The sequence below is a fragment of the Pseudoalteromonas sp. 23_GOM-1509m genome, from assembly GCF_000518425.1.
Classification (GTDB): domain Bacteria; phylum Pseudomonadota; class Gammaproteobacteria; order Enterobacterales; family Alteromonadaceae; genus Pseudoalteromonas; species Pseudoalteromonas tetraodonis.
The window spans coordinates 391,064-403,436 of sequence record NZ_KI912433.1; the positions used below are offsets into that span (position 1 = coordinate 391,064).

Sequence of the window (12,373 nt, forward strand, 5' to 3'; positions counted from 1 at the left end):
ATTAACAAAAAAGGAAATAATATGAATAATACCCAAGAACAAATTAACTTTACTGTAAATATTGAATTAGACAATAACAACAACGCCAATTTTACATACTTTAGAGATAACAAAGAAGTCTCTGGCGGTGGCGTTGTCAGAACTGAAACCGCAGGTATTTATAGCTTAAATGAAGCAACACTTGCTAAAGGTTTTTTATTCACCGGAGCCACTATCACTGATAAAGAAGGCAACTGTGCTGGTGATTTTAAATCAGAAATCAATGATAATGGCCAATCAATCACCATCACAGACACAGATGAAAATAATGGCACTGTGTGTTTAATATTTAATGTTGAGTGCAATGGTAAAGCGTATGAAAGCGCCGATCCTCAAGTTAAGAATGAAAAAGAAATTAATTAACAACGCTTAATATATAATTTTGTTTTCCAAATTGCACAGGCCTTTAACGCCTGTGTATAATAAAAAAATACTATTAATCAAAAACTTAAAACCAGAAGATTACCGAAAGGTTTAATCGCACTTTTTTATGTAAATTTGTAGACATCAAAAACGTCTGTACCATGCTAAGGCTAAAACGTGTCTAAACAAATTAATAAAAAAGAGATAGCGGCGGTTAAAAACGATAAAGCATTGCCCTTCGATAGCGCTTTATTATCCCCTTTTTCGCATACTCAATTTGGCGCTTTAATTGAATTATTTAACGGCACCGCCGAAGGCATTTTTGTACTTAATGAGCACGGTGGTTTTGAGTTTGCAAACCCAAAAGCAGCGCAGCTATTAGGTTACTCTCAGCAATCTCTGATAGGCGAAAATTTACTGTCGTTTTTACACGGTGCAGACCTTGATAAATATAAACAGACCTTATTAAATTGGATTGGTATTAAGGACACCCCTCTTAGCATTGGCCCAAATGAAGTTACTATAAACAAAGCCAATGGCGATGTGATTGAAGCAGACTTATCAATATCAAGCATGCCAAAAAGTATTGCATCGGCGCAAAAATTATACGTTTGCATACTTCATGACCTCAGTACGCATAAAGCAATGTATAACCGTTTAAAAATACAGGCCTCAACCGATCATTTAACTGGGCTCGCTAATCGTTTAGCTTTAGATGAGTCACTAAAAAAATACTGGCAAGAAAGTATTCAAAGCCAACAACCTTTAACCAGTATATTAATTGATGTTGACCACTTTAAAAAATTCAATGATACCTATGGGCATATTAAAGGCGATAAATGCTTACAGAAAATAGCAAAAATGCTATTGCAGTGCATTCCATCTAGAGAGTGTTTAGCTGCTAGGTATGGCGGTGAAGAGTTTGCAATTATTTTACCCCGTTGCGATATAAAAACCGCCACGGTTGTGGCCAACCATATACAACAACAAATTGCACAAATGAGCTTTACCGACATAGGCTTGCCGCCAGAGGTTAAAATTACGGTAAGCCAAGGAATTGCCAGTGAAAATAATAACCAGTACCGCACCTACGAGGCGCTGTTATATGCCGCAGACACGGCTTTGTACCGAGCAAAAACAGAAGGTAGAAATAAAATAAGTACGATTATTTAAAGTTTAAATTAAAGGCCTTTTCATGACGCTATATCTATATTAAACGCCACTTCATGGAGGTGGCGTTTAGTTAAATAACGGCCAATTAAATTAAAGTAACAATAAACTACCTAACCCTAAAAAGGTCACAAAGCCGACAATATCAGTGACTGTGGTTAAAATCACTGAACCCGACAACGCAGGGTCAATTTTCATTTTATCTAAAATAGAGGGGATCACTACGCCCGCCAACGATGCTGCCACTAAGTTAAGTAATATTGCCACAGTAATGGTTATACTGAGCATAATATCGTTAAACCATACAAAGGTTAGCAAACCAATCACTAATGCCCACACCAAGCCATTTACCGCCCCTACTCGCAACTCTTTTTTAAGTAATGCGTTTCGGTTTGAGTCAGTAACCTGACCCAGAGCCAGTCCTCGTACAATAACCGTTAAGGTTTGGCTACCGGCAATACCGCCCATTGAAGCAACAACGGGCATTAAGACGGCTAAAGCAACCACTTGCTCTATGGTTGCGCCAAACAAACCGATAAACCACGAGGCTAAAAATGCCGTTGCTAAGTTGATACCTAACCAAATACCACGGTTTTTAGCGCTTTTACGAACACTGGCAAATAAGTCTTCGTCTTCTCGTAAACCACCGGCCTTTGCTGTGGCTTCGTCGGCTATTTCTTGACGTAATTCATAAGCTGATGCAATGGTTAAACGCCCTATTAATTTGTTATCGGCATTAACCACTGGCATGGCCATTTTCTCGCTATGAATAACCACTTCAGCGGCTTCATATAAATCATGGTCTGCGTGCAATGAGGTAAAGTCATGATTAGCTAACGTCATTAAACTCTCGTTATCATGCGCTTTTATCAGATCATTAACCGCAACTTCACCGATTAAGCTACCTTTACGGCTCACCAAATAAATAACTTCGCTGTATTGCGGTAAGCCTTTGTGTAGCAGCTTTTTAGCACCACCCGCAGTGAGTTTGTCTGACACCTTTAAAAAATCAAACCCAATCCAGTGACCTAATTGCTCTGGCGTATATTGCTGAGCCAGTTCGTATTGCTTAGTTTGTGCTTCATCGAGTTGTTTTTTAGCGTAATCAATAAAACGTTGTGGAATAACTTCTTCTAACTCAAGTAGCTCTTCAACATTTACTTCGTCTAATAATTTAAATCCGGCACTGTCATCTAGTGTTTGTAGTAACCATAAACAGCTATCTTCACTTAAATTAACAAAAATTTCGTGCTGCGTGTCTTCATCTAATAAATGCCAAATTTCAAGACGCTGCTCTTTAGGGATCGCCTCAAACAATAAAGATAAGTGCTCAGTTGATAAAGTTTGCTGAGCATCTATAAGTAATTTATTTTTGCGCTCAGTGGTATCACACTGCAATAAGTCATTTATGAGTTGTGGTAACTGATCAACCGGATACTCTATCATTTAAAAACCCTAAAATAGTCGTTTCACTATAAATTTACTGTAATAAGTAAGATTAGCTAGGGTCTGTTTATCTTTCGAGGTTGAACATGTTTCAATCCAAAAAGGTCAACAGACCCTTATAGTGTACATTAGTCGCTAATAAAAATATTAAAAAATCGCTGTGCTGTTAAATATTTATGGATGTAGCAGGCTATAAACTATTGCGCTTTAGCTAAAAATAAAGCAAAAAAAAGCCGTAACTAAATAAGTCACGGCTTCCAAAAGCAATTAATAGCTAAGTGTTATTTATATTTTAAACTGACCAACTAAATCACCTAAGTTTTGACCTCGTCCCGCTAAGTGCTGACTTACCGAAGAGGTCGTTTTACTCGATTGCGTTAATTCATTCACAATTTCTTGAATTGCATACACGTTACGGTTTATCTCTTCTGTAACGCTACTTTGCTCAGTAGCTGCGGTGGCAATTTGTGTACTCATATCGTTAATTGTTGTTACCGATGTAGTAACCGCACCTAAACTTTCAGATATAGCGCGTGAAGACTCTACAGAGCGGTTACAGCTTTGTTGACTCGCTTGCATGGCTCCTACAGCCGCAGTGACTAAGTTATGTAATTCGCTAAGCATTTCATTAATTTCTAATGTGCTATCTTGAGTGCGGCTTGCTAAGCTTCTTACTTCATCAGCTACAACGGCAAAACCACGACCTTGCTCACCCGCTCGTGCAGCCTCAATAGCGGCGTTTAATGCCAATAAGTTCGTTTGCTCAGCAATACCCCCAATGACACTCAACACGCTATTAATCTTTTTAGACTGTTCACTTAACGAGTTTACTTGCTCAGCGGCTTGGTTAATTTCACCCATTAAATTTGAAACTTCACTGAGTGAAACATCCACACAATCTTGCGCATTGGCCACTTCTTTTGTTGCTGCCTGCGTTGATACCGCAACTTGTGTGGTGTTTTGTGCCACTTCATGCGAGGTTGCTGACATTTCAGTAATAGCGGTGACTACTAATTCAGTTTCATGGTTATGTTTCAATAATTTATCTTCAATTAATAAGGTTTGCGTATTGATATCTGATGAGGCCGTTTTAACATCGCTCGTCACATCGACCACACCGGAAATAATACTATGCAGCTTACTAACAAACAGATTAAACGATTCACCTAGTTGACCAATTTCATCATGGGTGTCAATCACTAATCTTCTGGTTAAATCACCTTCACCTTTGGCTATGTCATCTAAACTTTGTACCATTCGATGTATTGGTTTAACCATATTACTCGCTGCATATAAAGCACCCACTGCTGCTAAACCAAGTAGCAGAAGTGATATTAAAAATAAGGTGGTCATTTTTTCAGTTAAATGCTCAGCCATGGTTGCTTGGTATTTAACTAGTTCAGCCTCAATGTCATCCATATAAGTACCCGTACCAATCATCCAGTTAGTACCTGGGATCATGGCTGCATACCCTATTTTTTCAATTAAACCCGTCGTGTTAGGTTTTTGAAAGTGATAGGTAAAAGACCCACCCCCTTTACGAGCTTGCTCTAGTAAGCCAACCACTATTTTTTTACCGTTTGGGTCGGTCATGCCTATTTTATTTTGCCCTTCAATTGCATCGCCTAACAATGCATGAAAAACACTCACGCCATCGGTATCGTAAATAAAATAATAGCCATCTTCGCCAAATTTTAAATCTCTTAACGCATTTTTTGCGTCTTGTTCATTACCTTGTGCTAATTGGTATTGCACTATTTGAGAACCAATTTCAATTTCTGTTTTTAGCAGCGTTTGTTTATCTGCTATTAGTTTGGTTTTGAATTCATTAAAGTATTGCTGCTGATTTTGCTTCTCTAAATAATATGAGCCCGCCATAAAACTGATTAGCAATACAATTAATGGTAAAACAGCCAACAGTAGCAATTTGTTTTTTAAGCTTAAATTACCCATTATTTCTCCAATTAACATTACAAGCCATCAAGCTCTTTTTATTTTGTAGCCCGTTAGCTAAAAAATTTCATTGTTTGCATTACTATACAACGCATACCTGTATACAAATTAAGCACAAACGAGATCGTTTAGCAATTTAATACACTCTTGCAATAGTAAAACACACTAAAAAACACTTTATAACTAGACCATAGTATATAAGCAGTAATAAAGAACTAAAATCAATTTAGCCTTTCACATAGCCAGTACACAGCTTGTTAAACTTCCTTAAAGCTAAATTAACCTGACTAACGCTATTTTAGCTTTAATGAAATTAAATATTGGGCATCACACAAAGGTCTTGCTTTCTGAGTTAAAACGCAAATAATGAAGCAACTAACTACTGGGTAAGAATGAGGAAAATGAGTTACATACTAACCACCCAATGCGCCGATGATATTGGCTTAATCGCCAAAATTACCGGACTGTGTCACCGACATAACTTAAACATTATTCGTAATAACGAGTTTGTAGATAAAGATGCACAGCGCTTTTTTATGCGCACTGAACTCACTGGCGAACTCCACACTGAGTTTTTAGCACAGCTACGTGAAGTATTACCCGCAGGTGCAAAAGTGGCGCTACACGGTGAAGAAAAAACCAAAGTAGTATTATTAGCCACAAAAGAAGCCCACTGTTTAGGCGGCATGTTGTTAAAGCAATTTGAACAAACCCTAAACATAGAGATACTTGCCGTGATTGCCAATTATCCTACATTAGAGCCTTTGGTTAAGGGATTTGATATTCCTTTTCATGTGGTTTCTCATGAAGGACTTACGCGCAATGAGCACGACGAAAAAGTCGGTGACTTAATTGCCAGCTATAACCCTGACATTATTGGGTTAGCTAAATACATGCGTATTTTAAGCCCTGAGTTTGTTGGTCGATTTGAGGGTAAAATCATCAATATTCATCACTCATTTTTACCGGCTTTTATTGGTGCTAAACCGTATCATCAGGCGTTTGAGCGCGGTGTAAAAATTATTGGTGCCACGGCTCACTTTGTAAATAATGAGCTAGATGAAGGCCCTATTATTTTACAAGACGTATCGAGTGTAACCCATGCTAATACGGCTGAAATGATGGCTAAAATGGGTAAAGATGTGGAAAAAACAGTGTTTTGTAAAGCATTGCAACTAGCATCAGAACATAAGCTATTTATTAATGGCAATAAAACCGTCGTATTTTCATAATTTTTACTTTTTAAATAAAAATGCCAGCTAATAAGCTGGCATTTTTTATAAGTAAATATTAAACCTTACTTAGTTAGGGTGTGTAATACGTTGGTGCCCCAGGACCTACTGGCATACCTAAAACAAATACCCATAAGTAAAACAGCACCACCCAACCAACAAAGAAAATAATACTATATGGCAACATAGTCGCTACCAAAGTACCTATTCCCATGTCTTTTTTGTATTTAGTGGCAACCGCGAGGATCAAGCCAAAGTAACTCATCATCGGGGTAATTAAGTTAGTTACCGAATCACCAATACGATAAGCTGCTTGAATTGTCTCCGGGGCATAACCTATAAGCATCAGCATAGGAACAAAAATAGGGGCTGTTACTGCCCACTGCGCTGACGATGAGCCTAGCGTTAAGTTCACTAAAGCACACATTAAAATAAACAGCACAAATACTTCCGGCCCCGTTAGGCTAAGTGCCTGTAATAATGCAGCGCCATTAATGGCTAAAATAGTACCTAAGTTAGTCCACTTAAAAAATGCCACAAACTGCGCAGCAAAAAATACTAATACAATGTACATTCCCATAGAGCTCATACTTTTGCTCATGGCGTTAATCACGTCTTTATCATTTTTCATGGTGCCAACAACGCGGCCATACACAAAACCTGGAATACCAAAGGTGACAAAAATAAAAACCACAATCCCTTTTAAAAACGGCGAGTGAGCAACTAGGCCTGTTTCTGGGTTACGTAAAATACCGTCTGCGGGTACAACCGTCCACGCGAGTAGTAATGAAACAACAAGTAATGAGAATCCAGCCCATTTTAAGCCCGACTTTTCTTTGTCAGTTAAACCGGCAATGTTGTTTTGAGCTAAATCTTCACTGGCTTCGTCTGGGTTATATTTGCCTAATCGCGGCTCTACAATTTTCTCAGTAACTAGCGTGCCTAATATGGCAATTAAAAATACCGATATCATCATGAAATACCAGTTTGCTTCTGCGCCTACTTGGTAAGTTGGGTCAATCATTTGTGCAGCTGGCGTGGTAATACCGGCTAGTAACGGATCGATAGTACCCAATAATAAATTAGCACTGTAACCACCAGATACCCCAGCAAATGCCGCAGCAAGACCGGCAAGCGGATGACGACCTAAGCTATGAAATATCATTGCCGCTAGCGGAATCAATACCACATAGCCAAGCTCAGAAGCTGTATTTGATAATATAGCGGCAAACACCACCATAAAGGTCACTAAGCGTTTTGATGCCCCCATTACCATGCCACGCATAGCGGCAGACAATAGCCCTGAATGCTCAGCTACACTCACACCTAATAGCGCAACTAATACAGTCCCTAATGGCGCAAAGCTAGTAAAGTTGGTCACCAGCCCCGTTACAATACGTTGTAAGCCTTCTGCACTGAGTAAGCTTACTACTTCAATAACACCATCTGGATCGCGCCCAGCAGAGCCCTCAGGCCGTGGATCAATAGCGCTGAGTCCAAACCAATCGGCAACACCACTAAATAAAATAATGGCAATACAAAACAATGCAAATAACGTAATTGGGTGGGGAAGCATGTTCCCTAAAAATTCTACAGTGGCTAAAAATCGATTAAACCAGCCGTTCTTTGCGACCTGATTTTCATCTTGGGATGTGTTTGGTGAGTCTATTGAGTCTGACATACCATGCTCTCTTAATTACAAAATGCCCGTAACCTAGCATTATTTACCCAGCAGGTCATGTAATAAAGATGAATGACTTGTTATGTCATAGTAACTGAATGGTTTCGCATGCTTGAGTTGCAAAAAAGAGGCTCTCGCCTCTAATTTAACCTGTTTAAACTTGCTCTATGGGTTCTAGTTGTAATTTTGCGGCAATTAAAACAGCTTGAGTTCGGTTATAAACACCGAGTTTTCTAAATATGGCAGTAATGTGTGCTTTGACGGTGGCTTCTGAAATATGCAATTCGTAAGCTATTTGTTTATTAAGTAAGCCTTCGTGCAAATATTGCAATACACGGTATTGCTGTGGAGTAAGTGATGCAACTTGTGCGGCAATTTCCCTATCTTCGCCTTCTATTTCAGCTACCTTACTTTTTAGTTCGGTTGGCAGCCAAGTGTCGCCTTCAAGTATTTGGTTTATTGCATTAGCAATATCATCCGATGAAGATGATTTGGGAATAAACCCCATAGCGCCATAACCCATTACCTTAGAAACAATATTTACATCTTCACTACCCGAAACCACCGCAATCGGTAAACTCGGATAATCTTCACGAATACGGATTAATCCGTACAAGTCACCGTTACCTGGCATGTGTAAATCTAGTAGTAATATATCAAGATCTTCTTGTTCGCTTAACACTTTCAATGTGCTATCAAAATCGGCCGATTCAAAAACCTCTAAACCTGCAAATTTTGCGCTCAAAGCGCCCTTTAATGCTTCGCGAAATAACGGATGATCGTCCGCTATTAAAAACTGACTCATTGTTCACTCCCAAAAATTCGGCTGCTATCCGATAGACAACAGCCGATATACTACGTTTAGAATCAACTTCTAATCAAGCTTTTAACGCGAAATTAACGATTTAATCGATTTTCTACTAGCTCATCAACGACTGACGGATCGGCGAGTGTCGACGTATCACCAAGCTGTTGATACTCATTTGCAGCAATTTTACGTAAAATACGACGCATAATTTTGCCTGAGCGAGTTTTTGGTAACCCTGGCGACCATTGGATCATATCGGGTGATGCAATAGGGCTCAGCTCTTTACGTACCCAATTACGGATCTCTTTTGTTAGCTCATCACTCACCGTTACACCCTCGTTAGGTGTAATGTAAACATATATGCCTTGGCCTTTAATATCGTGCGGGTAACCGACAACTGCAGCTTCAGCCACAGCTTCATGAGCAACTAAAGCACTTTCAATTTCAGCAGTACCTAAACGATGCCCAGATACATTAAGCACATCATCCACACGCCCTGTGATCCAGTAATCTCCGTCTTCATCACGACGACAACCGTCACCGGTGAAGTAAACACCCGGGTAAGCACTAAAATAAGTTTGCTCAAAGCGCTCGTGATCGCCATACACAGTTCGTGCTTGCGAAGGCCAGCTATCTAAAATAACTAGGTTTCCTTCAACAGCGCCCTCTAGTGTATTACCCTCAGCATCAAATAACGCCGGTGCAATACCAAAAAATGGACGAGTTGCAGAGCCTGGTTTCATATCAGTTGCACCTGGAAGCGGCGCAATCATAATGCCGCCAGTTTCAGTTTGCCACCAGGTATCAACGATTGGGCAGTTAGATTTACCAATTTTTTCGTAGTACCACGTCCACGCTTCGGGGTTAATTGGCTCACCTACTGAGCCTAAAATACGCAGGCTATCTCGGTTTGAACTGGCAATTGGCTCATCACCTTTGGCCATAAGCGCACGAATAGCAGTAGGTGCCGTGTATAAAATAGTAACGTTATGTTTATCAACAACTTCACCCATACGCCCTGCTGTTGGGTAAGTTGGCACACCTTCGAATACGACTTGCGTACACCCATTAACAAGCGGGCCATAAGCAATATAACTGTGACCTGTGATCCAGCCCACATCGGCACTACACCAAAAAATATCATCTTCTTGTAAGTCAAAAACATATTCATGAGTCATTGATGAATACACTAAATAACCACCAGTGGTATGTACCACACCTTTAGGCTGACCTGTAGAACCCGAGGTATACAGAATAAATAGCGGGTCTTCAGCGTTCATGCGCTCAGGCTCACACTCGGGTGCTTCATCAGCAACTAAGTCATGCCACCAAATATCATGGCTATGCCAATCAACATCGCCAGAGGTCAGTTTATGAACAACTACATGCTCAACGGTAGTTACCGAATCTTGTAACACCGCTTCATCAACATTGGCTTTAAGCGGTACACAGTTACCGGCGCGTCGACCTTCATCTGATGTGATCACCACCTTAGCGCCTGAATCATTAATGCGATCTGCAATAGCCGATGGTGAAAAGCCACCGAATATAACAGAATGAATCGCACCTATACGGGCACAAGCTTGCATTGCATAAATAGCTTGTGGGCTCATTGGCATATAAATGGCAACACGGTCACCTTTTTTTACACCCAATTTTTTTAAGCCATTGGCAAATTTAGCGACTTCGTCATGTAATTGTTGGTAGGTAATATTTTCACTTTGCGAAGGATCATCGCCTTCCCAAATAAGCGCTACTTTATCTGCTTTTGTTTTTAAGTGGCGGTCGATACAGTTGTAAGATGCATTAAGGTAGCCATCTTCATACCATTTGATATTAATATGGCCTTTATCAAATGAAGTGTTTTTTACTTTTGAATAAGGAGTAAACCAGTCAAGACGCTTACCGTGCTCAGCCCAAAACCCTTCAGGGTCTTCTACAGACTGTTTATACATCGTATTATATTTTTCATTATCGACGAGCGCTGCGTTTTTAATATGCGCAGGAACTGGGTAGATACTTTGTGACATATTAGTCTCCAATTTATATTACTTGCCTTAGGCTTTTCATCAAGGATTACTCAGCGGTGCACTATTAAATATTAGACATTAGTTGTATCTAGGTTCAAACAGCTATTATCTTATCTATAATCCCCTTAGTTACACTTGATATACATAAAAATACACATTATTAAAGCAAAGAATATGAACAACTCATATTTATTAAACCTTAGTCTAATAGACTAATAGTTGATTGAGTAAATTGTGTACATATACAACAGTAGCTTAAATATTTAAAAGTATTGACTGTTTATTAACAATCCTTATTTACTTACAAATTAAATTAAAACTATGTAAATTCAATTTGTTAGTACTATATAAGTAACACACGTTAGAAAAAACATACAACAAGTAGCCTATAAAAGGACGCAACAATGAAACTTACTCCAATTAAAACACTGGCAGCTACAGCTGTACTTTGTGCACTTTCTAGCACAGCTTATGCCGCAACAGCTGCAAAAATAGGTGATACCGAATTCACCTACGGTGGATACATTAAACTCGACGCAATGTGGAGTGACTACTCAGCAGGTGCGCCTGCAGGCACCAGTGTTGGCCGTGACTTTTATGTACCAAGTACATTAACCGTTGGCAGCGATAATAACTCAGACGCTGTATTTGATATGCACGCACGTGAATCTCGCTTTAACTTTGGTACGTCTACACTTTTAGATAATGGCAAAACGGTTAAAACTAAAATTGAGTTAGACTTTTTAGCTTCTGCTCCTGGCGGCAACGAGCGTGTGTCCAATTCATATTCTCCGCGTATTCGCCATGCCTTTATTTCTTATGATGGCTGGTTATTTGGTCAAACATGGTCAAACTTTCAAAACGTCGGTGCATTACCAGAAGCGCTTGATTTTGTTGGCCCAGCTGAAGGCACCGTCTTTGTTCGTCAATCTCAAATTAAATACACTACGGGCGCATGGTCTTTCTCTTTAGAAAACCCAGAAAGCACAATTACAACACCTGGTGGTGGCATGGCAGTGACAGATGATGCCTCATTACCTGATTTTACTGCACGCTATACGCATAATGCTGACTGGGGTAACTTTGTAGTTGCTGCACTCGCTCGTCAATTAACTTATAAAGTAGGCGGTGTTGATGCCGATGAAACTTCTTTTGGTGTCAGTGCATCAGGTATGGTTAAACTAGGTGAAGACAACCTTAAATTTATGCTTACTCAAGGTAAAGGGTTAGGTCGTTATGTTGGTCTAAACGTAGCACGTGGTGCGGTACTCAACGGTGATGATTTAGATGCCATTGATTCAACATCAGGTTTTATTGCTTATCAACATAAGTGGAACAGCCAATGGCGCTCTACATTCCTATATTCGTTTTTCTCAGCAGATAACAATACAGACTTACTTTTATTCTCAGGTGATCCGACAGAATCAAGCCAAAGCTACAGCGCAAATATTCTGTACTCACCGGTTAAACGCTTAACCTTTGGTGCTGAATTAAAACATGCAGAACGTGAGCTTGAAAGTGGCGTAGATGGCGATATGGATCGCTTACAGTTCTCTGTTAAATATGCATTTTAATTTCTTTACTGATTAATGTACTGATTTACTTCCTGAGCGGCTTCGGCCGCTTTTTTTGGTTTTTAACTAGCGCTCAG

9 protein-coding genes are annotated in these 12,373 nt (G+C 39.6%); 4 read left to right on the forward strand and 5 right to left on the reverse strand.

Features of this window, described 5'->3' with window-relative positions:
* The first annotated feature begins 21 nt into the window (after nt 1–21).
* Nucleotides 22–402 (forward strand): DP-EP family protein, encoded by a 381-nt coding sequence (locus N523_RS0115240; RefSeq protein WP_028833946.1) that lies wholly within the window; start codon nt 22–24, stop codon nt 400–402.
* Nucleotides 403–579: 177 nt separating this feature from the next.
* Nucleotides 580–1,575, forward strand: a complete 996-nt coding sequence (locus N523_RS0115245; RefSeq protein WP_028833945.1) for a GGDEF domain-containing protein — start codon at nt 580–582, stop codon at nt 1,573–1,575.
* Nucleotides 1,576–1,665: 90 nt separating this feature from the next.
* Here the strand turns inward: N523_RS0115245 and N523_RS0115250 are convergent, their stop codons facing one another.
* On the reverse strand, nt 1,666–3,018 hold the full coding sequence (locus N523_RS0115250; protein ID WP_013465655.1) for a magnesium transporter: 1,353 nt from the start codon (nt 3,016–3,018) through the stop codon (nt 1,666–1,668).
* 285 nt (nt 3,019–3,303) lie between these two features.
* The gene (locus N523_RS0115255; protein ID WP_028833944.1) at nt 3,304–4,971 is read right to left on the reverse strand and encodes a methyl-accepting chemotaxis protein; all 1,668 of its coding nucleotides are present in this window, start codon (nt 4,969–4,971) and stop codon (nt 3,304–3,306) included.
* Between the two features lie 401 nt (nt 4,972–5,372).
* Between N523_RS0115255 and purU the strand changes: the two genes are divergently transcribed.
* On the forward strand, nt 5,373–6,203 hold the full coding sequence (gene purU, locus N523_RS0115260; protein WP_028833943.1) for a formyltetrahydrofolate deformylase: 831 nt from the start codon (nt 5,373–5,375) through the stop codon (nt 6,201–6,203).
* A 73-nt stretch (nt 6,204–6,276) separates the two neighbouring features.
* Here the strand turns inward: purU and N523_RS0115265 are convergent, their stop codons facing one another.
* From N523_RS0115265 to acs, 3 genes are all read right to left on the reverse strand, one after another.
* Nucleotides 6,277–7,884, reverse strand: coding sequence for an AbgT family transporter (locus N523_RS0115265; RefSeq protein WP_028833942.1), 1,608 nt, complete (start codon nt 7,882–7,884; stop codon nt 6,277–6,279).
* A 154-nt stretch (nt 7,885–8,038) separates the two neighbouring features.
* Nucleotides 8,039–8,689, reverse strand: a complete 651-nt coding sequence (locus tag N523_RS0115270; protein WP_013465659.1) for a response regulator transcription factor — start codon at nt 8,687–8,689, stop codon at nt 8,039–8,041.
* 92 nt (nt 8,690–8,781) lie between these two features.
* Entirely contained in the window at nt 8,782–10,722 is a 1,941-nt protein-coding gene (gene acs / locus N523_RS0115275; protein WP_028833941.1) for an acetate--CoA ligase, read from the reverse strand.
* A 404-nt stretch (nt 10,723–11,126) separates the two neighbouring features.
* Between acs and N523_RS0115280 the strand changes: the two genes are divergently transcribed.
* Entirely contained in the window at nt 11,127–12,296 is a 1,170-nt protein-coding gene (locus N523_RS0115280) for a DcaP family trimeric outer membrane transporter (RefSeq protein WP_028833940.1), read from the forward strand.
* Nucleotides 12,297–12,373 lie beyond the last annotated feature (77 nt).

Excerpts from the sequence above, each read along its gene's own strand:
- N523_RS0115270 (WP_013465659.1), bottom strand. The coding sequence starts at position 8,689 with ATGAGTCAGTTTTTAATAGCGGACGATCATCCGTTATTTCGCGAAGCA.
- N523_RS0115250 (WP_013465655.1), bottom strand. The coding sequence starts at position 3,018 with ATGATAGAGTATCCGGTTGATCAGTTACCACAACTCATAAATGACTTA.
- N523_RS0115265 (WP_028833942.1), bottom strand. The coding sequence starts at position 7,884 with ATGTCAGACTCAATAGACTCACCAAACACATCCCAAGATGAAAATCAG.
- N523_RS0115240 (WP_028833946.1), top strand. The coding sequence starts at position 22 with ATGAATAATACCCAAGAACAAATTAACTTTACTGTAAATATTGAATTA.
- N523_RS0115255 (WP_028833944.1), bottom strand. The coding sequence starts at position 4,971 with ATGGGTAATTTAAGCTTAAAAAACAAATTGCTACTGTTGGCTGTTTTA.
- purU (WP_028833943.1), top strand. The coding sequence starts at position 5,373 with ATGAGTTACATACTAACCACCCAATGCGCCGATGATATTGGCTTAATC.
- acs (WP_028833941.1), bottom strand. The coding sequence starts at position 10,722 with ATGTCACAAAGTATCTACCCAGTTCCTGCGCATATTAAAAACGCAGCG.
- N523_RS0115280 (WP_028833940.1), top strand. The coding sequence starts at position 11,127 with ATGAAACTTACTCCAATTAAAACACTGGCAGCTACAGCTGTACTTTGT.